This is a genomic window from Gemmobacter sp. 24YEA27, from assembly GCF_030052995.1.
Taxonomy (GTDB): domain Bacteria; phylum Pseudomonadota; class Alphaproteobacteria; order Rhodobacterales; family Rhodobacteraceae; genus Pseudogemmobacter.
Genome location: NZ_JASJPW010000002.1, coordinates 383,918 through 409,741, shown reverse-complemented (window position 1 = coordinate 409,741; position 25,824 = coordinate 383,918). Strand labels below are relative to the sequence as shown.

Below are 25,824 nucleotides of genomic sequence, written 5' to 3'. Positions count from 1 at the left end.
CCGCCGCCCTGTTTTAGACCTGATCTGCCAGACGACACCAAATTCAGACGGATACCGGTTTTCCGCTGCGGCCTCAGGGGATTTAGCCAGTCTGCCCGCCCTGAGTGACCAGGGGCGAAACCTGGTCAGGGCAGCTCGCGAATGACTTGTGGCACCTGGCCTGACGACCCGTCAGGCGACACCTTTTCTCTGCTTACAGCCGGTTTTCCGATTTCAGAGAAACCCCATGAGGAGCTGGAATTCATGAGCCCTGCCAGAACATATCCTGCCCCCGATATCATCTTCCATGACGAGCCCGAGGTGCTGCGCGAGGCCGCAGCGGAAGATTTCTCGCTGCATATCGTGCCGCCCTCGTGGCGAAGTTCACGCTTCTCGCTCTCGATGGCCTGGTTCGGGCTGATGAGCGCGATGTTCTGGGTGGTGGTCGGCAGTATGGTCGCGCTGACGGTCGGCACCATCAACACCCTGATCGGGATCGCGCTTTCGACCATCGTCTACGGCATCCTTTGCGGCATTGCAGCGCGCTTCGCCGCCCGCAGCGGCACCAGCGTCGCCCTGTTTTCCCGCGCGGTGTTCGGCCAGGTCGGCGCCACCTTCGCCGCGCTGCTGTTTGGGGTCACGATCACCTATTATGCCATCGCCGAAGGCTCGATCGTGGCTATCGCGCTGCAGGATTACTTTGGGGGCCGATCAGCCTCTGGTATTTCATCGTCTGCCTTTACAGCGCGCCCCTCGTCATGCGCGGTGTCAGGACCTGGCTTGACCGGATCAATGGCATCCTGCTGCCGCTTTATGTGTTCGGGCTGGTCGCCTGTGTGATCTGGGCGACCGCGAAACATGGATATTCCGGGGCCTGGCTGACCCAGATGCCTGTTGGTGGCGTCGATGTCGGTGTCCCTGGCTGGTGGTTCGCCTTCACGGTCTATATGGGCGTCTGGGTCGTGGTGATGATGACCTGGGATGTCGCCCGCTTTGGTCGCAAAGAAGACGCGCCCTTCAACGGACGTATCACCTTTGGCATTCCCTTCTATGTGGTCACGCTGCTGATCAATGGCGCGGTCGGCATGTTCATCACCTTCACCATCCCGATTGAAGGCGAGTTGAGCGAGACCTCGGCGATCATCGGCATTGTCGCGCTGATGGGGCCTTTCGGCGTGCTGCTGGTCTGGGCCAGTCAGACCCGGATCAACACCATCAATTTCTATCTTTCCTCGACCAATATGCAGAACTTCTTCGCGCGGGCCTTCAAGATTTCCTGGCCGCGCACGGTCTGGGTCGGAATCATGACGGTGGTCATCTTCCTTGTGATGCTGACCAATGTCTTTGGCTATCTGCTGCTGACGCTGCAATTCCAGGGCGTGATCATCGTGGCCTGGGTGGGCGTCGCTATGACCCATATCGCCTGGTGCAGTCTGCGCGGCATCAGGGCGGATCAGCTGGAGTTCCGGCCGGGCAGGGTGCCGATGGTCAATCCCGGCGGCCTTGGCGCCTGGGTCATTGCCTCGGCCACCGGCTGCCTGATGATGGTCTTCGGCGGCAGTTTCGGCGGGGTCTGGGCGCCTCCGGTCACGCTGGGGATCGCGGTGGTGATCTATGCCGCCTCGCTGATGGTCGCGCAACGCAACTGGTTTGTCGAGGAACGGCCAGGTGATCCGCGCAAGGAGGTCGACGATCCCTGGCAGGCCCGCATTCGCTGCCACCATTGCCATCAGGCCTATATCGCGCATGAGATGGACCGAGACCCTTCCGCCGGCCATGAGCCGATCTGCCTCGCCTGTGCGTCTGATCGCAGCGAATTTCTGGTTGCGGCCCGTGCAGAGGCGCGCGCCAGCAGCGGAAATCTGAGCATGGAGGACCTGGTAAGACAGTAACCAAGGCGCATCCCGAGACCTGGGCCGCATCTGATGCGGCCCTTTTTTGTGACGCCGGGACCGTGGATGGTGCCGGCATGCCGATCCAGGAGAATGCAAGCGGCCCGAAAGCCTTAAGCTCCGGGCCGCGTCACTCATACAGTACTGAACTCTTGCACTGGTTACTTACATGCTGGGCAGGATGGCGATGTCACGGACATTCGCGCCGTCGATGCGGCCTGCCTCTGTTGTGGCCCCGGTCTCCAGGTTGACCGAATGGAAGCCCCCTTCGACAACGAGCCAGGCTTCATTGCCGCCCTTGCCATCCGAGGCGATGTCGAACCCGGCCTCGGTCGGCTTCACGCCGATTTCCCCCACCGGGTTCAGCGTGCCGTCATTTGGCGGGTCTTGCAGCACCAGCCAGCCGGCAGCGCCGTCGATGTTGAAGAGCTGCGTTTTCTCGCTGCCCTTGTAGGAATTGGTATAGGCGCCGGCGATGATGTTCGGGGCAGTGCCATCGGCATAAGCGTGGCTGCCATCGGTCACCACTTCGCCGGTTTCGACCGTCACGCGCAGGCTGGTGCCGTCACTGCCCATCACCCGCAATTTGTCGGCAACCGGGTTGAAATCAACGGTGGCCGGGACGCCATCTGCCAATCTGGTGGCCAATGTGCTGACGCGGGTCGCCACGCCGCTTTGCGGATCGATGGTGGCGAGGGTGCCATCGGCAAAGACCCCGTAAAGCATCCCATCCGCCGGGCGCACATCAATGCCGAGCAGACGCCCCTCGACGCCGGTCACGGTGACGCCGCCGGTGCGCGTCCAGCTTTCGGTGTCGAGCCAGTGCAACTCGTTTTCACCCGAAAGGCCGACAACTGTCGCAGCCATGGCCGGTGCGGCGAGCGCAGAGAGCAAGAGGCCCGCAGTGACCGATTTGATCGCATTCATCGAAAAATTCCTTCTTTGGTTTGGGTTTGCCGGTCATCCCGGCGATAACGGGCCATGTCCGTGCGGGAGGGAGAGACCGCGCGAGACATGGCCCGGGCTGTGCCGGAGAGATCAGCCCTTCGGCAGCAGAACCTTGTCGATGACGTGGATCACGCCATTGGACTGGATCACGTCGGCGATGGTGACATTGGCCACACCGCCGGTTTCGTCGGTCAGGGTAACCATGCCGTCTTTGGCCTCGGCGGTGATTTTGCAGCCGCCAAGCGTTTCGATCACATGCTTGCCGCCGTCATCGGCCACCATCTTCTGCACATCGGCTGCCAGCGCTTTGGCACCTACGACATGGCAGGTCAGCACCTTGACCAGCATCTCTTTGTTCTCGGGTTTCAGCAGGGTCTCAACGGTTCCCGCAGGCAGAGCCTCGAAAGCGGCATTGGTGGGGGCGAAGACGGTGAAGGGCCCTTCGCCCTGCAGCGTCTCGGCAAGGCCCGCCGCCTTCACAGCGGCCACCAGCGTTGTGTGGTCAGCCGAGTTCATCGCGTTCTCGACGATGTTTTTGTCAGCGAACATCGCAGCGCCGCCGACTTTTGGATTGTCCTGGGCCAGTGCCGCCCCGGCTGTTGCCAGCGCGAAACAACCGGCGATGACTGCTTTGGTAAGGGTCTTCATCTGACTTCCTCCCGGAAATGTCGATCCCGGTGATCGGGGGACACAGGAAGTCACGGATGCGGGTTGCAGAAAGTTTCAGGCCGGTGCGTTTTTTTTAAAAAAAGCCCGAATGCCGGCCTGAAATCTGTCCCGCGCTGACGACCGGTATCAGATGTCGAGAAGGTCGCCCACGGCAAGCACCGGCCCTGTCGGCTGCCCGGTGGGAGAGCCGCCGGGCGGCTCCAGACTGATTGCCATATGTGCGGAAGTGGTCATCAGGGCGCGGATCTGGTCGGTGGTTCCGACCCGGGTAGAAACGCCTGCCGGGATCACACCAAGCGAGACGGGCGCTTCGGCCCCCCGCGCGATCCAGAGCTGGAAGTCGCGCCCCTCGACCGGATCGCCGGTCATATGGGCAAGGCTGACGCTGCCGGTGGCTGAGTCATAAAGCACCAGATAGGTCACGCTGCTGCCTTCGGCGGTCAGAGACGCGGCAAGCCGGTCCGTTGCCACTGGGGGGAAAGGGCCGGCAGGGTCACCGCGGCAAGAAAAGCCACGGTCGCAATCCCCGCGAGCCCGCGCCAGAGCGCGAGACTTGCCCAGATCCCGGGCCGGGCGGGCATGTTTCCGAAAAGCCGCAGATCCAGGGCGCGTTTCACGGCGGGCGGCAGGTCGGCCGGGACGAACCCTTCGGCCATCGGAGACAGCCGCTCCTCCCATTCCGCCACAAGCCGGGCAAAACCCGTGTCGGTTTCGACCCGGCGGGCAAGCTCGGCCTGCAGCGCAACGGGCAAGCCGCCCAGCACGAATTCGGCGGCCAGCAGCTCGTCGCCGCCTTCGGTGAAATCCTTGTCCATATCGGTGTCGCTCATCTTTGCAGACACTCCTTCAGCCGCATAAGGCTGCGTCTCAGCCAGGTTCGCATCGTGTTCAGCGGCACATCATGGCGGGCGGCCAGATCGGCATAGCTGTCGCCCTCCAGATAGGCCGAGCGCACCGCATCAGCCCGGCCCGCCTCCAGTTCACCCAGACAGTCGTCAAGCTGCCGCCGCGCTCCGGCTGCAACGGCGCGGGCCTCGGGTCCCGGGGCCGGATCGCTGATTTCCAGCGCCACATCATCGATCGCTGAGGCCGCTTCCCGCCTGACGCGCAGCCGGTCGATGGCCTGATGCCGGGCGACCGCGATCAGCCAGGACATCGGGCTTTGCCCGGTCACCGCAAACCTGTCCGCCCTGAGCCAGATCTTGATGAACACCTCCTGCACCGCCTCCTCGGCCTCTGCCCTGTCTTTCAAGACACGAAGGCAGGTGCCAAAAAGTTTCGCAGAGGTTGAGTTGTAGAGCATATCGAACGCAACCCGGTCCCGAAGAGCAACCCTGAGGATCAGGCAAGAGATATGGTCACGGGGGCTGTCAGACGTCATCTTGGCTCCGGTCTGTTCACCCGATCATGCGACGGGGAGGCGGGCCATACAAGAGACAGGCAATCGAAAACGGCGCGGGCCTGCCGATGAGAACCGGGGTCACGCCGGGGCAGGGGCCCGATGAGGCAGGCCATAGACCGCTGCGCCCTGGTCCGACACGCTGAAGAATGGCCGGCGCCTGGCAAGCCGCTGCTGCTAACCGCAGACAATTCCTTCGTCTTCGTCGATCTGGCCGTTAGCAGACCATGGCCTCGCAGAGTGGCAATACAGCCTAACGGACTATAATTCAATAGTTATTGACGCTAAAGAACTATGGATATATCATATAGTATGTAATCAGAAAGGTGCTGCACAGTGAAGTATAAACTTGCCATAATCGGGTGCATGTTTGTTTCCGGATGCGTCTCCAGTATGCCTGCTGAAAAGGACGCCGACCTGATCAGGATCTCTGTTGAAGCGCCTGCCAGGACCTCGTTCGAGCGGCTCGTGACTGCGGCTCAGCCGCTTGCAACACAGGCTTGTGCGAAAAAGCAGCAGCAAGCTCAATGGGTTGTGGCGAAGGAAGTCTCTCCGACCAGAACCTCGCTCGCCTTCGCCTGTTGGTAAGCATAGGATCATCCGGCAGGTGAGACGGCTGTGACAACAGTCTGAGACCCTGCCTGACTGTCGTGGATCAGGAAACCGAAAGCCCTGCCGACATCTGTGCGGCAGGGCTTTTTGTGGCGAGCTTTTTCCCAGGGGCCTCGGGCAGGGTCCAGGGTCGGAATATGCCGGGTCTGCTGATCAGGAGTTGCCCGGCCCCACTGGCGCCCGCGCCGAGACGCCTTATGGAGGGGGGCCTCAGGCACCGAGCATTCAGCGCGATGTCTGATAATAGTCGTTGTTCTGATACGCAGCCTGTACGCCCAGCGTCAGGGCCGTATGCAGCAGCGGAGGTTTCAGCGTCACATCACAGGCCATCATCCGCTCACAGGTAAAGTCATGGGACCGGATTTCGCTTGAGACCAGGATCAGGGGCAGCCTCGGCGTGGCCCGGCGCACCTGCATGCAAAAATCAATCGTGGCCTCGGTGTCGCCAAGGTAATCAGAATCGACCAGCAGGAAATCAAGCTTCGGCGCATATTCCCGCAACCAGTCGAATGTCATGCTGTTCTCTGAAACCACCATGACCACCGCCCGCATCCTTTCCGACCACTCACTCAGATCGCGCGAGAGCGAGCCCATCTGGCCGCACATCAGGATCAGACCCTTGGGGCAGAGCGGCGCGTCGATCAGTGACGAGGTTTTCAGACTGTAAGCCACATTTGATTCAGTCTCCGCGGCAGGAGGAACGCGCATAATCATCGCGCTCTCTGCCGGGCGCTCGCTTGCTGCACGGCTTTTGATCAGTCTCAGCACGGACCTCTCCTTATGGGAGCATTAATTATCTTTTGATTCTCGAACATCTAAAGTATGTATCCTGGGGTCGTCTGTCTTTTTTGTGGCGGGTTTTTTTCGATTGCGTCAAGAATGTGGCGCCGCGGCGCCCTGCCAAAACGGAAGACCGCCCGCGTGGTCTCCACGGGCGGTCAAACGGACTTTCTGGCTGGACTGGTCCGGGCGTTACCGGGCGAGGGCTGCGCCACAGGCATAGCTGTCGAGGATGATATCTGCCTGCGCGACCCCTATGCCCAGGAGATCAAGCAGCCTTTGCAGGAACTGGTCGACGCCGAGCGCTGCGAGAAAGTATCCCAGGCTGTCCACAAGCGCGCCAAGGACTCCGAGCAGCACCGAAAGGGTAAGGTTGACCAGCCCGAGCAGAGGACACAACAGGAAGCCAAGCGGCGCGCTGCACTTCTTCACCTGATCCTGCAGATCCTTTCTTACGGTTTCAAGAAAGCTGGACGTATCCCTGAGCAAGCCGGAAAGTGTCAGCGGATTTTTGACAGGGACCGGTTTGCCAAGTTCGCTGAGCCGGATTGCCACCTGCTGTGTTCCGCCGCCGACCCTGACCCTCTCCATATCCTTTGGGTCTACGCCGGCCCTGCTGTCCAGCAGGCCCACACGAAGGGCCAGTTCCGCAGGCGCGGTCTGGACCGAAAACACGGCCAGCTGGTCCGAAGGCGCCGTGGCGCTGCAATTCAGACTGACCGGCACGGCCGTTGCTGTAGCGGCCGCAACATTCAGTGCGACGCGCAGAAGACCGGTTCCGCCGAGGTCCAGAACATTTGCCAGGACCAGCGCATCCACCTGTGCCACCGAGGCCTTCGGCGGCGGTGTGTCTCCGACATAGCCCACGGCAATCACAGGCGGTCTGATCAGGCCAAGCGAGACGGAAATATTCGCCAGATTCCCGAGATTGATCGGCAGGTCTACACTCAGCCGCTGTTTCGGGTCTGCGGCCAGCCCGGCCATTGCCATCACAAGATCAAAGACATTCAGCTTGATGTCAGGAAGAATATCACCGGCGGTCAGACCCAGCAGGCCCGGTGACGCCCCCACGATCTGGCCGAGGGTCAACGGCCCGGTCCCGACCGCCGTTGGATTAATGTCGATCCTGGCAAGCCCGCCGAGCGTCACCAGATGGTTCAGCAGAGCCAGACGGCTGACCTGGAGATTGAGAACATCGTTGAAGCTCAACACGTCAAGCCCGACCTCGGTTCCGGCAATGAGGCCGAGCATGTTGTTGAGGCTGACTTTTGTGGTGGCGAGGCCCATATAGCCCAGCACTTCGGTATTCAGCCCAAGGCCCAATGGCCCCAGCACCCGCCCGAGCACTGCGCGGTCCGTGTGCAGAGACAGAAGCCGGTTGCGCAATGTGAAAGCAACGACTCCCCGCTGCACCCCGATCGCTGCGCGTTTGATGATGATGTTCTCGTCACTTAAGATCGGCGACAGCAGAAACGGGCGGAACTGTGATGGCACAATGACGTGAACCGCGCTGGCAAATTCCGGCCGCGCCTGATTTGGCGCCTGGGTAAAGACGCCGCTGACCGGATCATAGCGTCCGATGCGGATATCGGCATCGGCAAGGGTGATCTGCCCATATTTGCCATTGTGCAAAACAACCTCCCGCGCGGCCTGGCGGGTTGCCACCGGATCCGGGAGATAGCGCGACGCACTGAGTGCGGCGAGGTCGGCCTGAGACTGGGTAAACCTTTTCTGCGCGTTCAGAAGCGAAACATCGGTCGCCGCCCCACCGATCAGCATCAGGAGAGGCATCAGAATGACAAAAAGAATCGACAGGGCGCCGGAGGCGTCCGTGAGAAATCGTTTCAGCGCAGCCATCACGTAAACCACGAAATCTACGCCCCCGAATAAGTCCTACGCTTAAAGTTGCAGAATACAACCTTAAGTTTATATTTTCCTGAAAAAAGCTGCGTTTGCGGCTTTGCTATCGGCTGACCAGCCGGGGTCAGGTCATGCCCCCGCCTTTGCCACATCACCGAAAAACTCGTCAGCGAGGCTTTTGAGCTGGCCGAAGCTCAGAGGTTTCTCAAGCGCATAATTGGCGCCTGCCTCTTCCAGATCGCGGCATTCCGACCCAAGCGTCGAGGCCGTGATCCCAATAATCGGCATGGTTTTCTCTGTCTGCCGTATTTCGCGCACCAGTTCGCTTCCGATCAGGCCCGGCAGCAACTGGTCGACGACCACCATGTCATATTTGTTTTCACGGAACAGCTTCAGCCCGGCATCACCGCTTTCCGCCCAGTCAACCTGTCTGAACAGCTTGCGCAATCTGGTTACGGTGATTTCGCCGACCAGCTTGTTATCCTCGACCAGCAGGACGCTGCGATCCTCATAGAGCGGAGTGATGTCATTCATTGAGATTACCTTTTGCTCCGGCTGTACCAGTTGGCGTGCCATCCGGGCCGGATGGGTCAGAACAAACCGGCTGCCATTGCCGTCATCGTTAAGGGTCAGATCTCCGCCCATCAGCCGGATTGCTTTACGGGCGGTATAAAGCCCGAGACCGGGCCGTTCGTCAGGATTGTCTGCACTGGATTCAAAGGGCTCGAAAATCTTCTCACGCCGGTCGGGTTCAACGCCGATTCCGTCATCCGCAACCTGCCAGGTTACGATACGCTCGTCTTCGGTCCCCCTGGTCACGAAGGCGTCGATCGTTACATCCCTGCCGCGGGAGTGAATGATCGCATTATGGGCAAGTTTTGACAATGCGATGAAGACCCGATTGTGATCGCTTTGCAAAAGGGTATCGCTGTCCTTCCCGGGGTGAATGTCAGATTGATCCCATTGCTGACCGCGACCGTCGAGAAGATGTCGAGCACCTGCTGCGCCATCTCACGGATGGTAAAGCCGGCATTGGCGATATGGCTGGCGCCCGTACCGCTGCCCGCCCGAAGATCATCAAGAATTGCGATAATCCGGTCCAGGGTTCTTTCGTAACCCGCGCCGATATCCTCCCATTCGGTGCCGGATTTGAGCTCTTCGCCCAGCATGGAAAGGATGGCGATCGGGGTGCGCAATTCATGCGAGGCGATGGAGAGCAGGCGCTCTTCACGCAGGATCGCCTCTCCGAGCAGCTGTTCGTAACGGGCGAGCCGGCCGGACAGATCTTTTTCACGCTCCTGGCTGACCAGTGCAAGCCAGGCTTCCGGGGCGGATTTGCTCAGCACATGGGCTTCGAATGTCATGAGCCGCGGCGTTGTGTTCTTCTCGGGATCTTTTCCGCCACGGGTCAGCTGGATCCTGACGGGGAAGCCGGTCGCTTGCTGTCGCTGCGCAGCACCTGGACCAGGTCGATCAGGCCCGAGAAATCCGACCCCGAAAAGGCCTCGTCGAACCGGACGAGGTCGCCATATCCAAGGCTCTCGCCGCTGCCACCGGCAAAGCGCAGTGTGCGGTCGTCAAGATTGACGCGGACGATCCAGGCCTGGGCCGCCTTGTGGAACTGCCGGGTAACGGCCACCGGAGGCAGGCCTGCATTGCCCACAGGATCGTTGCCCCGGCTGTTGGCTGGCCAATGCTGAAAAGGACCGCAATCAGCAGGACCAGGAATACGGATTGCAGAACCGGGCCTCCAACCGTTTGCGAGGCGTTGAAGGCCAGGGTTGCGGCAGTCAGAAGGATGCCGGCCCAGAGCAGCAGGGCAGGGCGGCGGAACAGGACCACACTTGCCAGTGTTGCGGTGAGAAGCACTGTCCCGACCCCCCCGACCTGACCGGAAGGCGCGAGTTCGGGCAGCGCCATCACAAAGGCAAGCGCGGCAAGGGCGCTCAGAAAGGCGAGCACCACCATGAGTGGCGCCGGGCGGTTGTCGGAATCGGTTTCGCGCAGAACCTCCATCCCCTGCAGGGCCAGCGCCGCGGCGGTCAGCGCGTAAAGCGCGTCAACAAAGGCCCCGAGACCGAGGCGAGCCGTGGAAGCTCGCCGGCGATGAGCGGGCGCAAGGATGTGGCCAGCAGGAAGCAGCAGGCCAGAACCAGCGCTGTCGCTGTCAGATGCACCGGGTTGCGAAGCGCCAGGCTGAAACCGCTGAGCCGGTTTGGTATCAGCGCCCAGGACGACCTGCTGATCAGCACCGCCCCGATGCCGGAAAGCCAGAAGAATATGGCGGTGAGGGTATCGGTGGTTGAATAGGCCGATGTATTGGGGAAACTGAGCCATGGCACAAGCGGCATTCCCGGCAAAAGGGCGAGGCCGATAAAGGAAGCAAGGATCGTCGGGACCCCGATCACCCGACCATGTCCCGTGAAAAGCCCGGCCAGAACAAAATGGACGATGGTCGACCAGACCATGACGCTGGTCAGCAACAGATCCGGGACCGCAAGCATGGGGCGACCGCCCAATACAAGCTGGGCCCCGAGGCATGGCGTGAGGACCAGGCAGAGCGCGGATACCCAGCGGAATTTGTGGCGGCTGATTTGCGTTGTCGGCATTGGCATTTATGTCAGGTCCGCAGTCCAGGTCAGAATGAAGAGACGATCCGGTAGATGGCCGGGGCCAGCAGCAGGATCAAAAGCGGCGGTACGGTAAACATCATCGTGCCAAGCGTCATCTTGGTCGGCAGCACATTGGCACGTTCTTCAATTTTTCGGACGCGCTGGTCGCGGAGGTCTGCGCTGAATACGCGCAGGGTCTGGGCGACCGGCGTGCCCATGGTCGAGGATTGCAGAATGATATTTGCGAGCTGTCGAAGATCCTGGTTGCCGGTTTCATAGACCAGTTTCAGCCAGGCTTCCTGGCGGTCTGCCCCGGCGGCCAGCGCTTCGGTCAGGTTGACGAGGCCTGCGGAGAGGTCCGGGTGGACCGGGGCGAGCTCCTCTGCGACACGCATAACCGCTATATCGGTGGATTGCCCTGCCTCGACGCAGATAAGCATGAAATCCAGCGCATCCGGCAGCGCGATCTCGATCCGCTTCAGCCAGGCGGTGCGCCGTCTCTCGACGATCATCACGGGGATGAAATAGCCCAGCACCGCCATAACCAGCTGGAAGCCCAGTTGTGGCAGTGGCTCCAGATCCCGCAACTGCGGTACCACACGCAGCAGGATCAGCGAAAGAAGCAGCGCGACAATCGTGAAACCGACCTTGGCATAAAGAAACCAGCGCACGGCTTTCGGATGGTGAAAGCCGGCCTGGAACAACTGTCTGCGGATCTCGGAATTGTCGGACTCTGACTCGGCCATGACAAGGGGCATATCCGGGACAGGCTTCGCCGGTGCCGCCGCCGGTGCCGCAGGGGCACGCTGCAACAACAGAAGGGCCATCGCGAACATCAGCGCGCAGCCGATGAAGCTTCCCAACAGGATCCAGGAGCTGATTGCGATCATTCATTGCCCTCTGTCATATTCGCCACCCGCCTTACTCGATCTTCACGAGCCAGCGCATGAACAGCATGTTCATGAACAACAGGCCGGCGACAACGCAGAGCATGGGAATGAAGAAGGGTTTGTCAGAGATCTCGGAGAAATAGTCCGGGTTGATGGCCAGCAGCATCACCGTGGCGCCGATCGGGAAGAAGGACAGGAACCGTCCCGACCACTTCGCTTCGGCCGTGATCGAGCGTACTTTGCGCTGCAACTGTTGCCGGCCCCGCGCGATGGAGCAAAGACGCTCAAGCACTTCGGCCAGATTGCCACCTGTCGATGATTGCAGCGCCACAGCAGCAGCCAGAAACCTCAGGCTCTGGTTCCTGCAGCGATCTGCCATTTCGCGCAATGCAGATACCGGCTCCTGGCCATAGCTGATCCGGCGCGAGGTCTCGCCAAATTCTTCGGCCAGCGGACCGATCAGCTCCTGGCCGACAACCTGGAGCGCGGTGCTGACCGGCAGACCGACCCGGAGCGAGCGCACGATCATATCGAGCGCCTCTGGCACTCCTTCCTCGATGCGGAGCAATCGTTTGTTGCTGCGCATCTTCATCCAGAAATACCATACGACCGCTGACAGCAGCAGCCCGGCCACCGCGCCAATCAGGATATTGATGTTCAGAAGCGCGTTGAACAAAATCATCACCAGGGTCGTGATGGTCAGCGTCAGGACAAGGGCAATCCGCCGCATTTCGGCGGTGAAGGCCGCCATATTGACGTCGTCCCATTTGCCGGGCAGCAGAGGACGCCACCAGGATGGCGGCCCGTCGCGCCGCAGTGCCACATGATCCGGGGCGGGCTCATCCCCGCCGGTTGCGGACCGGCCTGAAAAGCGCGCGATGACGGCTTGCAAAAAGGCGCGGCGGCGCAGCACGCGGCTATAGAAAATTGCAACGACAATCAGCCCCAGCCCTGCTCCGACCAAAAGCGAGAAAATGAGAGCAAGGCTCATCGTCACACCCCGTAAAGGTCGGGTGGCAGGGTGATCCCCCAGCGGCGGAAGCGGTCAGACGAGTCCGAGCGTACCCCGGTCGCGGCGAAATGCCCTTCGACACGGCCATCGGGGGTCACGCCGCTATGTTCGAAATAGAACAGCTCCTGCATGGTGAGGACATCGCCTTCGCAGCCCGTCACTTCGGTGATCGAGGTCACTTTGCGGCTGCCATCCTGCAAACGGTTGACCTGCACGATCAGGTTGACCGCGCTGGCGACCTGGCGCCGCAAAGCTGTCAGGGGGATCTCGATCCCGGCCATGGCAACCATGTTTTCCAGCCTGCTGGTGGCGTCGCGGGCAGAGTTGGCGTGGATTGTCGTCATCGAGCCGTCATGCCCGGTGTTCATCGCCTGCAGCATGTCGATCACTTCATCGCCACGGGTCTCGCCCACGATGATCCGGTCGGGGCGCATCCTGAGGGCATTGCGCAGACAATCCCGCTGCGTGACGGCGCCTTTGCCTTCGATATTGGGCGGGCGGCTTTCCATCCGGCCGACATGTTTTTGCTGGAGCTGCAATTCGGCAGTGTCTTCGACGGTGATGATCCGTTCGCGCTTGCCGATATAGGCCGAAAGCGCATTCATCAGCGTGGTCTTGCCCGAGCCGGTCCCGCCCGAGATCACGATATTCAGCCTGCAGGCAACGGCGGCGCGCAGATAGATCGCCATCTTCTCGCTCATGGCGCCCAGAAAGGTCAGCTGTTCGAGGCTGAGCTTGTCCTTGCGGAATTTGCGGATGGAAACCAGCGTGCCATCAAGCGCAATCGGGGAAATCACGGCATTGAGGCGTGAGCCATCCTGAAGCCGGGCATCGACATAGGGGGTGGATTCGTCCAGCCGGCGCCCGACCATGCCGACAATCTTTTGCAGGATGCGGCGCAGATGGGCCTCGTCCTGGAATTGCACATCGGTCAGTTCAAGAAGCCCGCCCTGTTCGATGAAAACCTGTTCCGGGCCGTTGATGAGAATATCCGAGACGGTCTCGTCATTGAGCAGGATTTCCAGCGGCCCCAGCCCCATGACCTCATAATAGAGATCATTGACCAGGCTGTCGCGGTCGGACCGGCTGACCGCAACACTTTGCGACGGGATGACCGCTTTCAGAACCGAGGCAATCTCGGCTTTGATATCTGCCTCCGAGGCCTGCACCAAAGCGGAAAGGTTGAGAACCTCCAGCAATTGCTGATGGGCCTGCTGCCGGATCTCGGTCAGCTTGCGCCGCCGCTGGCGCGCGGCCTGGTTCTCTGCCGAGGGGATTTCCGCCGGCAGCGCGGCTTCAGGCTGAAAATGGCTGAGCGGGTTCTCCTGGGGAGCCTCGCTTTGCTCTGCAAGTCTGCTGTCGCGAAATTTACGGAACATCAGCCAGCCTCCGCCGTGGTCAGCTCTCGGGGCCCTGCCTTGGCAAGGATGTCTGCGGCCAGGTCGCGGACCGCCAGTCGAAAGACATTCGCCGGCGCATGCCTGGCCAGGGGAATTCCGGCATTGCAGGCCATGGAAACCGGATCTCCCCCATCGGGCAGGGTTTTGAACACGCCGAACTCATTATGCTTTTCAAACCGGGCGCGGGCGTCTTCCCACAGCTGGGACCGCCGCAGCGGCGCGCGGTTGAGCAGGCAGCGGAATTTGCCTCCGGGCAGCCCTTCGGAGCGGATAAGATCCTGCAGCTTCGCCAGGTTCTGCGCGGAACGAACGTCGAGCAGGGCAGGGGCCAGAATGACAGAGGCCTGGTCGAAGGCGGCCCCGCTCCAGTCCGGAAGCTGATGCGGCAGATCGACAATCACCAGATCCGCCTTGTTGCGGGCGAGCCCGATAAGGCGGCGCAGATGCGCGGCATTGATCCCATCGACCGGGAGGATCTCGCCCGGGTCCGAGAAAATATGGAGGTTTGGGGCGGTGCTGCGCAGGCACATGTCGAAGGCATCGGAGTCGAGCGCCTCGATGCCGCGATAGGCGTCAAGAATGCGCGAATTCGCCGTGAGGCCCGCATAGGTTGCGACATTGCCATATTGCAGGTGGAGATCAATCAGGCAGACAGTGCGGTCTTGCTGCGCCTGGGCCAGTTCGGCAGCAAGATTGACGGCGATTGTCGTCGCACCCGCCCCGCCGCAGATGGGGAGCACCATGATTGTCTTCAGCGCGTCAGGCAGGTCGCGTCCGGGTGGCGGCACTATAGGAACGGACGGCGCGGGAACGGATATCCTGTTCTTCCCCTTGCGCGGGAGGAACCTTCCCAGAATCCTGAAGCCGGCGCAGAACCGGCTGCGCTGTCTGATCCGGGCCCGGCTGTCCTGTCAGGGGAGGTGTCCTCTCCGGCAGGTGGGGCAGTATCGGTAAAGGGGGGGCCGTAGAGAACCTTAAACCCTTTGCGCGCGGCATCCGGGATCTGCAACCGCGACTTCAGCGGCAGCAGGACCAGCACTTCGCCCGTGTGCCTGCCTGCCTCTTCCACAAGCGCCTGCAAAAGGCGCGGCAGCGCCGTCTTACTGGCATTCGGGACCAGAACGACGGTGTCGAAGCGGTCTTCCCGATGCAGTTGCAGATGGTCGAGCGCCTCGGACATAGACAGATCCGTGCGAACCGCACCGGGTGGAATGCGCGAGAACCAGGCCGCAAAAAGCATCACGGCGTCAACGCCATCGCAGATCGAGCAAAGGCGCGTTTCTTGTGTGGCCCGACGTTTGCTCAGCATGGGACTTCGGCAATCGATCTGGAACCGCCCCTGATGACTGCGGTCGGACAGCGCTCCCGGGAAGAGTTCCCGCCGGTGATCTTGCCGAGTATGGATGAGCCGCCTGTGTCCTGGGTGCCGGATGCGCGCACCGCCAGCGGCAGTTTCTCAAGGTCGGTCGGGCCAAACACCACAAAATCACCGTCAAGGCTGCGGCTGCCATCCGACAGGATGATGCTCATGAAGCCGCTCTGATGATTGGCCACGACACCGCGAATGGCGTCCGTGAACTCTCCTTCCAGCAACAGCTTGTCAGCAAGCGCTGAAACTGCCCCGGCAGGCTGCCCGTTTGCGGGCGGTGTCCTGACGCGCAATCCGGTCGCGATCAGTCTGGTCTCGGATTTCCCGGCGCCGATATCCTGGGTCCAGACGATGTCGACCCTTGTCCCATCTGCAAGCTTGCCGCTGTAATCGGCCAGATTGCGCGGCGTGATGGCAAAAATCCGGCCGTTCCCGACCGGCAGCAGCACCCCTGCCGGCGTGGTGCCCGTTTTCGCAATGTCAGTATCGAATATCGCGTTTCCGGCTTTCAGCGCGGTCAGCGCCACAAAGCTTTCGCCCGCGGCGGCCACGGGCAGACCTTGCAGGATGTTGCCAGGCAGATAGCTGACCGGCACTTTTGCTGTAACAAGGCTTTCCGCAGTCAGCACGGTGCCGGGAGCAATGTCGCGTGCCGCCAGCGGTATCTCAACAGTCTCACCAAAGGCGCGTAAGCTGCTGCGTGCCGCGGCGAGCTCGAGCTCCAGGGCTCTTGTATAATGAAAGGTGCCGAACGCCCCGCCGAGCGCCAGGACGATCCCGCAAGCGATCAGTGCGATTATTTTGACGTGCATTGCTTCGTGCAACCTTGGGTATAGTTAAGTTTTCTATCTGTGGTGTCATTTCCGACTTCGTCAACCGCGCGCTCTACGATCTGAGCAAGCTTTTCCGATGCCAGATCCAGAACGCCGCTGTTCACCATCGCCATTGCAGCAGCTGCCAGCGCGAACGCGGCAGCACTCAGCACCAGCCAGTCGACAGAGATGGCACCGCTCTGGCCGGTCGCAAATCTTACTGATCTTGTCACCTGGCCCTCCTCACGTTTCCGGAAGGCGCAAACATCACTTCGCGCAGTATTCCGATCAGTCGTCTGTACGGTACATACTAAGTAAGGTCACGCAACTCTTGTTCTACTGAAAGATCATGTATCCGATCGGCTTACCGGCGAGGTAATCCTGCCGCGCGGCCGCGTAGTGGCGCAGGCTCTTCTCGATATCGGCGTCCGACATAAGGCCCGACAACATTGCTTTCGCATCCCGGCTGCGCCCGTCCAGGGCATAGGCGATGGCCAGATTGGCGCGCACGGTGTCGCCATTTGCAGGATCGCGCAGCAGTTCTTCCATCAGTTTCATCCCGGCGCCGATATTGCCGCCCAGCACCTGGGAAAGGGCGTAGTTGCTCAGCAAGGGGAAGTTGGTCGGCCAGGTCTGCAGGGCGCGCGTGTAGACCTCCTGCGCTTCTGCATGGCGGGACAGGTAGTCAAGGGAGACAGCTTTCCCGGTGAGCGCAGCGAGATTGGTCCGGTCGATCCGCAGAGCCGCATCGAAATGTTCGATGGCGGTCTTGGGGTGCATCTCCTGGAGCGCGAGATTGCCGAGCTGGTTGTGAACCTCGGGATTGCGCCGGTTCAGATCGCGTGCCCTGAAAAGCGCATTCTGCGCGCGGTTGTACTGGGCCAGTGCAGTATAGGACTTTCCAAGCCCGACAAGGGCGGTCACCGATTTCGGATTTCTGGCAGAGGCGAGCTCGAACAGGCGGGCGGCTTCATCATAATCCCCGATGGACCAGGCAGCCTCGGCGACCTGTTCGGTTTCGCCTTGCGGTTGCTTTTCCATGACAGCGGGCAGGCTGCAGCCGGATAGCACAAGCAATGCACTCAGGATGGCCGGAAGCGCAGCCAAGCGTGAAAACATGTCCGCCCTCATAAGTTGTATTCCACTATAGGTTTAGTCGCCGGATTTCAGAACGTCCATCACCTCGAGTCGATGGATATTGCAAAGTCCGAACGAGTAACATATACGAAAGTTACGTTATCAGTTCTTAGGTTTGTATCATGCAGGTAAAAGCTAAGCGAGATCTGGCAGAAACAACTGTCGGTAGCAGTGTCTGAACCTGAAGTGGGTCGGACGTATATGACCGGGCCATAGGTGTTGGTAAGCAGTGAATCTACCGGAAGCGGAACCGCCTTACTGTTTCCGGCTCTTGGCTGCCGCTCTTTGCGGCAGCCTTTTTATCAGGCGAACCGGGGTGTGAGGCGTGTCGGGTTTGCGTTCTATATGGCATTGCGGGAATCGACCGACTGACCTATGCCAGTGACAAAATCCCCGGAGGGCCATACCCATGGTTGAGATATTTACGGCGGCAAGCGGCCAGTCCGGTGCTGCGACCCGCAGCGTTTCGAATGATGTCAGGCTCTCTGTTCCGTCCGAAGTCTACTTCGGAAGCGGTGCTGCGGGAGTCGCCTTCTACGAGAAATCCGGGGCGGATCTGAAAGTTACACTCCTGGACGGGCAGGAGGTCATGGTCAGGGATTTCTTCGTCATCGGTCCTGCCGGAGAATACAGCCGGCTGCGCGATGGCGGATCGGCAGGCGCGATCGAAGTGACCGGGCTGATTGCGCCGGAACCCTTTGTCCCCGCAGATCCCACGGCGCAGACCGCCGTCGCAGATGTTGAGGCAAAACCCCAGACCGTGGAACCTTCGGGCGCATTTCGGGAAGGTGAGACCGTGGTCGAGGTCGATGTCGGGGGCGGTGAACCGACGGGCGCGGCTTCGGCAGATGCCGGATCCTCCGCAGGCGGAGACGCCGGCGCCGGCACTTACTTTGCCGGTATGCCGTTGGACAGCGCAATTTTCGGGGCATCTATGTTCCCGGCCGTGGGGATTATGATTCGCGGCGGCAATGACGACCATGTCGCACCTGCACCTGCACCTGCACCTGCACCTGCGGCGCCGCAGGCAGAAACCGTTGCGGAAGATGTTCCCGCCCCGGTCGATGCTGCTGCGCCAGCAGACCCTGATGTTGTGTCTCTTCTTACGGCCATTCTTGATCACGGCCAGGCTGGGCCCGATCTGTTTGCCGGCGACACGTCTGCCGCGCCTGTCTCCCTGCTGGCCGACGCGGCGGCTGGCAGCGCATTGCATGACGCAGGCCCGGACCTTCTTTCGGCATTGATGGGTGATCTGCTCTACACCCCGCCGGAAGGCTGACCGGCGCATTTGCATATGGTCCTTGCTTCCTCCTCGTTTCGGCTTGCCCATTCCGGTGCTCTCGCACTTTTTGTTGGTGCGTTTCTGGTGTCACCGGTTCTGGCTCAGTCTCTGAAAGAGGCGGTCAGGATCGGGACGGAGCGCGACCCGACGGTCGAGGCGCTGCAACACGCCGTTGCGCGCGAAACCACCAATATCGAGATCGCGAAAGACGGCAAGCGGCCGCAGCTCAGTGTTTCGGGGGCCACCAGCACGACTGATGATGATCCGGCTCTGACAGTGACTGTCTCGCAGGTTCTGATCGACTGGGGGCTGGTCAAAAGCAGGATCGCGGCCGCCTCGCTGAGCCGGATCAAGGTCGTGGCGCAGCTGAAAATGGCGGTTGAGGATCTCAGCCTCGAGATCTCTGAACTGTATCTGGAACTTGAAACGCTCGATCTCAAAATCGCGAAAACGCAGGTCTATATCGACTTCGCAAACCGGATTGAAGGCTTCTCGCGCAGCCGGGTCTCGGCGGGGCTTTCTGACAGTTCCGAAATTGCACGCGCGCTGCTGGAGATCGCCCGCGCGGAAGAGCGGATGACGCAGCTGCAGGCGGATCGCACGATCACATCGTCACAGCTGGAATACCTGCTGGGTAAGCCGGTGGCCAATCCGGGCATTCCGCCGAACCTTGCCTTCACCGATCAGTTTGCATCCAGCGCGAATATTATTGCGGCAGTCGTGATTGCTCCGGCCTATGTCGAGGCGAAAGCCGATCTCGATATAGCAATTCAGGGGATCAAGGCAGCCAAGGCGTCCAACAAGCCGAAGATCACCCTTCAGGCTCAGGGCCGCCAGGACCTGACCGGCGGGCGCGGTCGCAGCGGCGCGGTGGGGATCACGGCGGGCGTCGACCTGAATTCCAGCAGTTTCAGCGGACGCGCAGTGGTCGCGGCTGAACAGGACAAGGCCGCAGCCGAAGCCCGGCTGAAAGCGGCAGAGCGCGATCTTCAGAATACGGTTCGGGTTTACGTCGAACAGATTCGCGTTTTGCAGGGCAATGAGGCCTCGCAGCAGCGCCAGCTCGACCGGGCGGCTGAGGTTCTGGACGCCTATGAGCAGCAGTTTATCGGCGGAAAGAGAGAGTTGATCGACCTTCTGACCACGGGGCGCGATCACTACGAAGCCGAAATGGACAAAATTGAGACATACAAAGAACGCAAACATACGGAATATGCTGCCGCACACTCCGTTGGTATGTTAGGCTCTCTTTTGTTTGGTACCCGTTGATCCAACGTTAAAGACCTCCAGCACTCAGGCGGGACATTATGGCTGCCAGCGACAACAGGGACGCGCTCGTTCTCGGCCTGATAGAGCTTTGTCGGGCACATGGTATTGCGGCCTCGGTCGAAAGACTGAGCGATGGCCTGCCGCGAGAGGCGCATGGCGGCCTCAGCATCACCGCAAGTGCGCGGGCGCTGCGCCGCGTGAATCTGAGCTGCCGGATTGCCACCGGCCCGCTTTCCTCGATCCCGCCAGAAGCGCTGCCGGTTCTTGTCTTTGGCAAGGATAATGAAGTCGCGCTGCTCGAACAGCTGGATGAGACCAGCGCTGTTCTCGTGCTGCCGGAGACGGGTGGCGGCCGCGTGCATAAAAGCCGGGCCGAACTGGAAGAGGCCTATGGCGGTCGTTTCCTTGCTTCTAAACCGGTTGATGTGGTCTCGCAGCGGCTTGGTGAGACCGATCCCGACAGGCGGCACTGGATCATCGGTGCGGTGCTTGGAAACATGTCCATCTACCGGGATGTTTTCCTTGCGAGCTTTGTGGCCTCGCTCCTGGCGGTCACGACCGCGATGTTCTCGATGCAGGTCTATGACCGTGTCGTGCCGAACCAGGTGTTCGATACGTTGTGGATCCTGGCCAGCGGTGTCGGTCTTGCCATTCTGCTGGAATTTGTCCTGCGGATGATGCGCTCGCGGCTGATCGACCTGTCGGGGCGTGATCTCGATCTGACGCTCTCGGCACGGCTGTTTGAACAGGTCGCAAATCTTCGCCTGTCGCACCAGCCGCGTTCGACCGGGGTCTTTGCCAACCAGGTGCGGGATTTCTCGACTGTACGCGAGTTTTTCACCTCGGGCACAGCGTCGGCGATCTGTGACATTCCCTTCGTGCTGATCTTTATCGGCATCATCGCCTATATCGGTGGCCCGGTTGCCTTTGTCGTATTGTTCGGGGGCGTGCTGATGGTTGGGCCGGGGCTTCTGATGCAGCGCAAGCTGGCAACGCTTTCCCGCCAGAATACCCGGGAAAGCGCTGCCCTGAACGGCCTTCTGCTGGAGGCGGTTTCTAATCTGGAAACGGTGAAGGCGGCGCGTGCCGAGGGGCGGCTGCATCGTGCCTATGTGCAGCTGACGGCGACCATGGCCGAAACCGGCGTTAAGGCCCGCGAGCAGACCACGTTCCTGATGCAGATTGCGGCTTCCACGCAGCAGCTTTGCTACGGGTTGGTCGTGGTGGTCGGGGTTTATCAGATCTCGGCCGGTAATATGACGACCGGCAGTCTGATCGCCTGCACGCTTCTGACCAGCCGGACGCTGGCGCCGCTCGGCCAGGTGGCCGGGCTTCTGACCCGCTGGCAGCAGGTTCGGGCCGCGATGGACAACCTGGACAAGATTATGGAAATGCCGGTCGAACGCCCGGCGGACCGCCATTATCTGCGCGCCCAGCAGATTGGCGGCAGCTATCAGGTGACGGATGCCACCTATGCCCATGACAAGGAAAGCGGCGAGGTTCTGAACATCAAAAGCCTCACCATCAGAGCGGGCGAACATATCGCGCTTCTGGGAGGCAACGGGGCAGGCAAATCGACCTTCCTGCGGCTGATCGCCGGGCTGACAGATCCGGCATCGGGCTCGGTTCTGCTTGATAACCTGTCACTGGCCCAGATTGATCCGATCGACCGCCGTCGCCAGATCGGCTATCTGCCGCAAAGCGCGGCCCTCTTTCAGGGCACCTTGCGCGAAAATCTCCAGCTTGATCACGGACTTCACAGTGATGACGAGCTGTTCGAGGCGCTGGATGCCGTTGGGCTGGGACGCCATGTCCGGCGCCATGTCCGCGGTCTCGATATGGCGCTTTACAGCAATGCCAATGTCTCGGGCGGGCAGCGTCAGGCCATCGGCCTTGCCCGGATCATTTTGCAGGATCCGAGGGTGGTGATCCTGGACGAACCCACGGCCGCCTTTGATCACATGACCGAACAGCATGTCGTGCAATTCCTGAAAACCTGGCTGGCAGGCCGCACCGCGATCATCGCAACGCATAAGCGCGAACTGCTGGCTCTGACAGAGCGCGCGGTTGTTCTGAAAGACGGCGCAATCGCGCATGATGATGCGCTTGGCAAGATCATGGATCTTGCACGCGCCTCTTCGACCCAGCAGGTGAAGGCTGTCAAATGACACAGACAGATTTACAGCCGGATTATCTCGACGGAAGTTTCCGTCGTAAATCCATGGTAACGGCCCGCCATACGGTCTGGATTGTTTCGGCATCGCTGCTGATCGCGGTGATCTGGTCCGCTTTTGCGCAGATCAATGAAATCACCCGTGGCGACGGAACCGTGGTTCCTCTGCGCCGGATGCAGACGATCCAGAGCCTCGAAGGCGGCATTCTGTCGGAATTGCTGGTGCATGAAGGTGACATCGTCCGGGAAGGGCAGGCCATCGCAAAGATCGATGCGACACGGTTTCGCTCGGCCTTTCTGGAAACCACTGCCGAGATCGATACGCTGCGCGCCGAAATCGCCCGTCTCGAAGCCGAGGTGATGGAAAGCGACAAGATTGAATTCAGCGGTGATGCGGATGGTGAAGCCCGGGCCAATGAGCTGCGGCTGTTTCAGGCCCGCCGCACCAAGCTGAATGAATCTATCGGCGCGGCCGAGGCCGAGCGCGCCGCGATCATCGGTCAGATCGACATCACCGAGCCGCTGGCGAAACAGGGATCTGTGAGCAAAGTCGATCTGCTGCGGCTTCAGCAGCAGGAGGCGGAGCTGCAGGGGCGGATCAGCGAGTTGCGCAACAACTATGTGCAGGAAGCCTATCGCGATCTGGTTGCGAAAAAGGGGCGGCTTGTGGTGCTGGAACAGCAGATGATCCAGAAACAGGACCAGCTTGACCGGACCGAGATCAGATCGCCGGTTTCGGGGCGCGTCAATAATGTCAATATCACCACGCTGGGCGGTGTTGTGCAGCCCGGGGAATCCATCATGGAGGTGACCCCCATCGACGATCAGCTGATGATCGAGACAAAGGTTTCTCCGCGGGACGTGGCCTTTATCGCACCCGGAATGCCTGCCAGCGTCAAGATCACCGCCTATGATTTCTCGACCTATGGGGATCTCAGAGGGACGGTCTCGCAGATCAGTGGTGATACGGTCGATGAACAAACGGCAAACGGTGTTCAGGCCTATTACCGGGTGATGGTCACCACCGAGAAAAGCTATCTTGAACGAAATGGTGAGGAACTGCCGATCCGCCCCGGCATGGTGGCGCAGGTCGACATTGAATCCGGTCGGCGTTCGGTGCTGAGCTATCTGACGCGGCCGATTTTGCGCGCTCAGCTGCGTTGATTAAATTGTAGGTAATACAACCAGTGGTATTTGTAATCCCGCTGGATATCGCGTTATGGTATTCGCGTATCGCGCAGTAGCCGATACGATGTGACAGACAACGGCGTAATAACGCGACTGCGGGGGAGAAAGATTAATGGCAGGCATGGGGCTCTCGGCCGTGATGTCGTTTTTTCTGACCGTTGCCGCAGTGGCGCCGAGCTTTGCCCAGGAAGTCTGGAGCGCCGGGCGCGGGGGGCTTTCCCTGAATGTCTCCGAGGCGAAATTCATCAAGCTCGAAGAGCCTGCGACCGCAGTTTTTCTTTCCAATCCAGACGTTGCCGAGATCGATCTGCAATCGGCCCGCTATCTCTACATCGTTGGCCGCAATATCGGTGAGTCAAATCTGTTCGTCCTGGGAGAGAATGACGAACAGATTCTCAGCACCACCATTTCTGTCGGCATCGATTCCGCCCGGCTTGCCTCGGCCGCGCAAAGTGCGATCAGCGGTGGCTCGGTCTCGGTGAAAACGGTCGAAGGTGCGGTGTTTCTCAGCGGCCGCGTGCGCAGCATCGATGATGCCGAAACCGCCGCCGATGTGGTGGCGGCGTTGCTTGGCGATGGTGCAATCATCGTCAACCGGCTCGAAGTTGAAGCGGCGTCGCAGGTCAATCTCCAGGTCCGGATCGCCGAAGTCTCCCGCACCATCAGCGAGGATCTTGGCCTCAGCCTGACCGCTGCGCGTGATGTCGGGCAGCCGCGTGTTTCTTCGCGCTCCGGAGGCGTCGACATCAATGTCGGTGCAGGCAACCGCAATATCAACCTGGTGCTGGACGCCCTCGCGCGCAACGGGCTGGTCACCATCCTGTCCGAGCCGAACCTGACGGCCCGTTCCGGCGAGGCGGCGACCTTTCTGGCCGGGGGACGGATCCCCTACAGGAACACTGACGCGGACGGAAAGATTTCGACGACCTTCGAATCCATCGGTGTAGAGCTTGAATTCACCCCGACCGTATTTGATCAGAACCAGATCCAGCTGCAGATCAACACCCGGGTGCGCGCAGTTGATGAGGCCAATTCCACACCGGACGGGCGCGCCTTGTCCGAGCGCAGCGCGACAACCACGGTGGAACTCGGCAGCGGTCAGAGCTTTGCCATTGCAGGCATGTTCCAGGCGGATACCGCACAATCGCTGAGCGGTATCCCCGGTCTCGTCAATCTTCCGATCCTCGGCGCGCTGTTCAGATCCTCAAGCTTTAAGAAGGGCGAAACCGAACTGGTCATCATCGTGACCCCCTATCTGGTGAAGCCCACCAGCCCGAACAACCTGCGCACGCCGGTCGATGAGGTGAAGCCCGCAAGTGGCGCCATTGAGCAGCTTGTGACCGGACAAATGAGCAAAACGATCCGTCCCGGCGAAAAGGGCCAGTCAAAGGTCCGCCGGGGTGGGTTCATGCTGCAATAGGAACCGACAGTGCAGATCAGAGTCACCCGCATTTTCGTGCCCTTGCTGACAGCAGGGCTTCTGGCAGCCTGTGGCGCCCCATTGCCGCAAGGCCCGACCGAGCGCCTTTCTGCGCAGACGCATGAGGCCGTTCTGCCCTATTCCTTCCTGTCCTGCTCGACCGATATCGGTGCGGCCGAGCAGAAGCGGATCCGCAGCTTCCTGGATAAGCTGGGTCTGACCAGCCAGGATACTCTGGTGGTCTCTGTGCCCAAAAACCGCCTGCCTGAACGCGATGCAGGCCGGCGTAAGACGCTCAGCCAGATTTTTGCCGCCTATCCTGCGCGGGTCCGCTTTATCCAGGACGATGATCTGCGCGAATTGCCGCAATCAGAGCCGCAGGGGATCATCCGGGTGGTTCGGGTGACGGGGGTAAATGTGACGTGTAAAGGCGGCACGGGCGAGGCGGGATGCGCCTCCGCCAGAAATCTTGCCGCCATGATTGCCTATCCGGCAGATGTTTTCATGCCGGATAAGGGGGCAAGATATTTGCCTCCGGCAAAAACACCGCAGGCAGGGTTTGCACCGTGAAACCGGATCTCTTCAGAGCTGTCAGGTCCTGGGCGAAGCGCGAAGATGGCGCGATTACCATCGAATTTGTGATCATTTTCCCGCTGTTTCTCGCCTTTCTGTTCCTTATTGTCTTCGTGAGTTTTCTGATTGCGACCGCAAGCGATGTGCAGCAACTGGCGCATGAACTTGCGCGACAATCCATTGGCCGTCTGAGCCGCGCAACGCCGCCCGCAGATGTTTGCAAGTCCCTGGCCGATGACGAGATCCTGATGGGGGTTCTGATCGGGCAATCGGTGCTGCTTGACCCGGCGGATCTGACGGTTCTGCCTTGCCCTGGTGCTCCGGATGCGAACGGCTTTGTCACCGTGCAGGTGACGTATAATTTCGCGGGAAGCTTTGTGCAGTCGCTGGGGCAGACCTTTGGCGTTGATCTGGGGATCATCACCCGTATTTCTGCCATCAAACTCTGACGATCTGACAATTTGCACCTGAAACGCGGCAGGAATCGGGTGCATGCAACGTATGATTGATTTATCAGACGTCGGATTGCGGGAATCCCCTCTGCCGAT

Annotated in this window: 28 protein-coding genes; 9 read left to right on the top strand and 19 right to left on the bottom strand. The window is 60.5% G+C overall.

What is annotated here, in order from left to right; translation table 11 throughout:
* Positions 1–243 precede the first annotated feature (243 nt).
* Positions 244–819 (top strand): cytosine permease, encoded by a 576-nt coding sequence (locus QNO18_RS19520; protein ID WP_283179195.1) that lies wholly within the window; start codon positions 244–246, stop codon positions 817–819.
* The gene (locus QNO18_RS19515) at positions 738–1,871 is read left to right on the top strand and encodes a hypothetical protein (RefSeq protein WP_283179194.1); all 1,134 of its coding nucleotides are present in this window, start codon (positions 738–740) and stop codon (positions 1,869–1,871) included. The genes QNO18_RS19520 and QNO18_RS19515 overlap by 82 nt, the downstream gene beginning before the upstream one ends.
* 165 nt (positions 1,872–2,036) lie before the next feature.
* On the opposite strand, the gene QNO18_RS19510 is transcribed toward QNO18_RS19515, so the two are convergent.
* From QNO18_RS19510 to QNO18_RS19420, 19 genes are all read right to left on the bottom strand, one after another.
* A complete protein-coding gene (locus QNO18_RS19510) occupies positions 2,037–2,798 on the bottom strand; it encodes a DUF4394 domain-containing protein (RefSeq protein WP_283179193.1) in 762 nt (253 codons plus the stop codon).
* Between the two features lie 111 nt (positions 2,799–2,909).
* Positions 2,910–3,467 (bottom strand): fasciclin domain-containing protein, encoded by a 558-nt coding sequence (locus QNO18_RS19505; RefSeq protein ID WP_283179192.1) that lies wholly within the window; start codon positions 3,465–3,467, stop codon positions 2,910–2,912.
* Between the two features lie 147 nt (positions 3,468–3,614).
* On the bottom strand, positions 3,615–3,911 hold the full coding sequence (locus tag QNO18_RS19500) for an anti-sigma factor (RefSeq protein ID WP_283179191.1): 297 nt from the start codon (positions 3,909–3,911) through the stop codon (positions 3,615–3,617).
* 17 nt (positions 3,912–3,928) lie between these two features.
* Positions 3,929–4,318 carry a hypothetical protein gene (locus QNO18_RS19495; protein WP_283179190.1) on the bottom strand — a complete coding sequence of 130 codons (390 nt, stop codon included), beginning with the start codon at positions 4,316–4,318 and terminating at the stop codon, positions 3,929–3,931.
* Positions 4,315–4,869, bottom strand: a complete 555-nt coding sequence (locus QNO18_RS19490) for a sigma-70 family RNA polymerase sigma factor (RefSeq protein WP_283179189.1) — start codon at positions 4,867–4,869, stop codon at positions 4,315–4,317. The genes QNO18_RS19495 and QNO18_RS19490 overlap by 4 nt, the downstream gene beginning before the upstream one ends.
* Before the next feature lie 855 nt (positions 4,870–5,724).
* Positions 5,725–6,171: a hypothetical protein gene (locus tag QNO18_RS19485; RefSeq protein ID WP_283179188.1), complete on the bottom strand. Its 447-nt coding sequence runs from the start codon at positions 6,169–6,171 to the stop codon at positions 5,725–5,727.
* A gap of 300 nt (positions 6,172–6,471) precedes the next feature.
* Entirely contained in the window at positions 6,472–8,136 is a 1,665-nt protein-coding gene (locus QNO18_RS19480) for a pilus assembly protein TadG-related protein (protein WP_283179187.1), read from the bottom strand.
* Positions 8,137–8,268: 132 nt separating this feature from the next.
* On the bottom strand, positions 8,269–9,024 hold the full coding sequence (locus tag QNO18_RS19475; RefSeq protein ID WP_283179282.1) for a response regulator: 756 nt from the start codon (positions 9,022–9,024) through the stop codon (positions 8,269–8,271).
* Positions 8,973–9,503 (bottom strand): histidine kinase dimerization/phospho-acceptor domain-containing protein, encoded by a 531-nt coding sequence (locus QNO18_RS19470; RefSeq protein ID WP_283179186.1) that lies wholly within the window; start codon positions 9,501–9,503, stop codon positions 8,973–8,975. Before QNO18_RS19470 ends, QNO18_RS19475 begins: the two co-directional genes overlap by 52 nt.
* A 44-nt stretch (positions 9,504–9,547) precedes the next feature.
* Positions 9,548–9,778 carry a hypothetical protein gene (locus tag QNO18_RS19465; protein ID WP_283179185.1) on the bottom strand — a complete coding sequence of 77 codons (231 nt, stop codon included), beginning with the start codon at positions 9,776–9,778 and terminating at the stop codon, positions 9,548–9,550.
* Positions 9,779–10,181: 403 nt separating this feature from the next.
* Positions 10,182–10,643, bottom strand: coding sequence for a hypothetical protein (locus QNO18_RS19460; RefSeq protein WP_283179184.1), 462 nt, complete (start codon positions 10,641–10,643; stop codon positions 10,182–10,184).
* Between the two features lie 134 nt (positions 10,644–10,777).
* Positions 10,778–11,641 (bottom strand): type II secretion system F family protein, encoded by an 864-nt coding sequence (locus QNO18_RS19455; RefSeq protein ID WP_283179183.1) that lies wholly within the window; start codon positions 11,639–11,641, stop codon positions 10,778–10,780.
* Between the two features lie 31 nt (positions 11,642–11,672).
* A complete protein-coding gene (locus QNO18_RS19450; protein ID WP_283179182.1) occupies positions 11,673–12,632 on the bottom strand; it encodes a type II secretion system F family protein in 960 nt (319 codons plus the stop codon).
* 2 nt (positions 12,633–12,634) lie between these two features.
* Positions 12,635–14,032, bottom strand: coding sequence for a CpaF family protein (locus tag QNO18_RS19445; protein ID WP_198834990.1), 1,398 nt, complete (start codon positions 14,030–14,032; stop codon positions 12,635–12,637).
* Positions 14,032–14,796, bottom strand: coding sequence for an AAA family ATPase (locus QNO18_RS19440; RefSeq protein ID WP_283179181.1), 765 nt, complete (start codon positions 14,794–14,796; stop codon positions 14,032–14,034). Before QNO18_RS19440 ends, QNO18_RS19445 begins: the two co-directional genes overlap by 1 nt.
* A gap of 44 nt (positions 14,797–14,840) precedes the next feature.
* Entirely contained in the window at positions 14,841–15,362 is a 522-nt protein-coding gene (locus QNO18_RS19435; protein ID WP_283179180.1) for a hypothetical protein, read from the bottom strand.
* Complete coding sequence (locus tag QNO18_RS19430; RefSeq protein ID WP_283179179.1) at positions 15,356–16,234, bottom strand: SAF domain-containing protein; 879 nt, start codon at positions 16,232–16,234, stop codon at positions 15,356–15,358. The genes QNO18_RS19435 and QNO18_RS19430 overlap by 7 nt, the downstream gene beginning before the upstream one ends.
* Complete coding sequence (locus tag QNO18_RS19425) at positions 16,219–16,467, bottom strand: hypothetical protein (protein WP_283179178.1); 249 nt, start codon at positions 16,465–16,467, stop codon at positions 16,219–16,221. The genes QNO18_RS19430 and QNO18_RS19425 overlap by 16 nt, the downstream gene beginning before the upstream one ends.
* Positions 16,468–16,570: 103 nt before the next feature.
* Positions 16,571–17,353 (bottom strand): tetratricopeptide repeat protein, encoded by a 783-nt coding sequence (locus QNO18_RS19420; RefSeq protein ID WP_283179177.1) that lies wholly within the window; start codon positions 17,351–17,353, stop codon positions 16,571–16,573.
* 427 nt (positions 17,354–17,780) lie between these two features.
* On the opposite strand from QNO18_RS19420, the gene QNO18_RS19415 reads away from it, so the two are divergent.
* The 7 genes from QNO18_RS19415 (at position 17,781) to QNO18_RS19385 (ending at position 25,725) form a co-directional block, all read left to right on the top strand.
* Complete coding sequence (locus QNO18_RS19415; protein ID WP_283179176.1) at positions 17,781–18,650, top strand: hypothetical protein; 870 nt, start codon at positions 17,781–17,783, stop codon at positions 18,648–18,650.
* 15 nt (positions 18,651–18,665) lie between these two features.
* Complete coding sequence (locus QNO18_RS19410) at positions 18,666–19,922, top strand: TolC family protein (protein WP_283179175.1); 1,257 nt, start codon at positions 18,666–18,668, stop codon at positions 19,920–19,922.
* 38 nt (positions 19,923–19,960) lie between these two features.
* Complete coding sequence (locus QNO18_RS19405) at positions 19,961–22,090, top strand: type I secretion system permease/ATPase (protein ID WP_283179174.1); 2,130 nt, start codon at positions 19,961–19,963, stop codon at positions 22,088–22,090.
* Positions 22,087–23,259, top strand: a complete 1,173-nt coding sequence (locus tag QNO18_RS19400) for an HlyD family efflux transporter periplasmic adaptor subunit (RefSeq protein WP_092902998.1) — start codon at positions 22,087–22,089, stop codon at positions 23,257–23,259. Before QNO18_RS19405 ends, QNO18_RS19400 begins: the two co-directional genes overlap by 4 nt.
* Before the next feature lie 136 nt (positions 23,260–23,395).
* Positions 23,396–24,703: a type II and III secretion system protein family protein gene (locus tag QNO18_RS19395; RefSeq protein ID WP_283179173.1), complete on the top strand. Its 1,308-nt coding sequence runs from the start codon at positions 23,396–23,398 to the stop codon at positions 24,701–24,703.
* Positions 24,704–24,712: 9 nt separating this feature from the next.
* A complete protein-coding gene (locus QNO18_RS19390) occupies positions 24,713–25,273 on the top strand; it encodes a hypothetical protein (protein ID WP_283179172.1) in 561 nt (186 codons plus the stop codon).
* Positions 25,270–25,725 (top strand): TadE/TadG family type IV pilus assembly protein, encoded by a 456-nt coding sequence (locus QNO18_RS19385; RefSeq protein ID WP_283179171.1) that lies wholly within the window; start codon positions 25,270–25,272, stop codon positions 25,723–25,725. The genes QNO18_RS19390 and QNO18_RS19385 overlap by 4 nt, the downstream gene beginning before the upstream one ends.
* Positions 25,726–25,824 lie beyond the last annotated feature (99 nt).

Coding starts and splice junctions, on each gene's coding strand:
- QNO18_RS19440 (WP_283179181.1), bottom strand. CDS start 14,796: ATGGTGCTCCCCATCTGCGGCGGGGCGGGTGCGACGACAATCGCCGTC.
- QNO18_RS19405 (WP_283179174.1), top strand. CDS start 19,961: ATGGCTGCCAGCGACAACAGGGACGCGCTCGTTCTCGGCCTGATAGAG.
- QNO18_RS19410 (WP_283179175.1), top strand. CDS start 18,666: ATGGTCCTTGCTTCCTCCTCGTTTCGGCTTGCCCATTCCGGTGCTCTC.
- QNO18_RS19450 (WP_283179182.1), bottom strand. CDS start 12,632: ATGAGCCTTGCTCTCATTTTCTCGCTTTTGGTCGGAGCAGGGCTGGGG.
- QNO18_RS19510 (WP_283179193.1), bottom strand. CDS start 2,798: ATGAATGCGATCAAATCGGTCACTGCGGGCCTCTTGCTCTCTGCGCTC.
- QNO18_RS19455 (WP_283179183.1), bottom strand. CDS start 11,641: ATGATCGCAATCAGCTCCTGGATCCTGTTGGGAAGCTTCATCGGCTGC.
- QNO18_RS19395 (WP_283179173.1), top strand. CDS start 23,396: ATGGCAGGCATGGGGCTCTCGGCCGTGATGTCGTTTTTTCTGACCGTT.
- QNO18_RS19470 (WP_283179186.1), bottom strand. CDS start 9,503: ATGACATTCGAAGCCCATGTGCTGAGCAAATCCGCCCCGGAAGCCTGG.
- QNO18_RS19505 (WP_283179192.1), bottom strand. CDS start 3,467: ATGAAGACCCTTACCAAAGCAGTCATCGCCGGTTGTTTCGCGCTGGCA.
- QNO18_RS19420 (WP_283179177.1), bottom strand. CDS start 17,353: ATGTTTTCACGCTTGGCTGCGCTTCCGGCCATCCTGAGTGCATTGCTT.
- QNO18_RS19415 (WP_283179176.1), top strand. CDS start 17,781: ATGGTTGAGATATTTACGGCGGCAAGCGGCCAGTCCGGTGCTGCGACC.
- QNO18_RS19460 (WP_283179184.1), bottom strand. CDS start 10,643: ATGCTTGCGGTCCCGGATCTGTTGCTGACCAGCGTCATGGTCTGGTCG.
- QNO18_RS19400 (WP_092902998.1), top strand. CDS start 22,087: ATGACACAGACAGATTTACAGCCGGATTATCTCGACGGAAGTTTCCGT.
- QNO18_RS19430 (WP_283179179.1), bottom strand. CDS start 16,234: ATGCACGTCAAAATAATCGCACTGATCGCTTGCGGGATCGTCCTGGCG.
- QNO18_RS19520 (WP_283179195.1), top strand. CDS start 244: ATGAGCCCTGCCAGAACATATCCTGCCCCCGATATCATCTTCCATGAC.
- QNO18_RS19480 (WP_283179187.1), bottom strand. CDS start 8,136: ATGGCTGCGCTGAAACGATTTCTCACGGACGCCTCCGGCGCCCTGTCG.
- QNO18_RS19515 (WP_283179194.1), top strand. CDS start 738: ATGCGCGGTGTCAGGACCTGGCTTGACCGGATCAATGGCATCCTGCTG.
- QNO18_RS19490 (WP_283179189.1), bottom strand. CDS start 4,869: ATGACGTCTGACAGCCCCCGTGACCATATCTCTTGCCTGATCCTCAGG.
- QNO18_RS19435 (WP_283179180.1), bottom strand. CDS start 15,362: ATGCTGAGCAAACGTCGGGCCACACAAGAAACGCGCCTTTGCTCGATC.
- QNO18_RS19495 (WP_283179190.1), bottom strand. CDS start 4,318: ATGAGCGACACCGATATGGACAAGGATTTCACCGAAGGCGGCGACGAG.
- QNO18_RS19445 (WP_198834990.1), bottom strand. CDS start 14,032: ATGTTCCGTAAATTTCGCGACAGCAGACTTGCAGAGCAAAGCGAGGCT.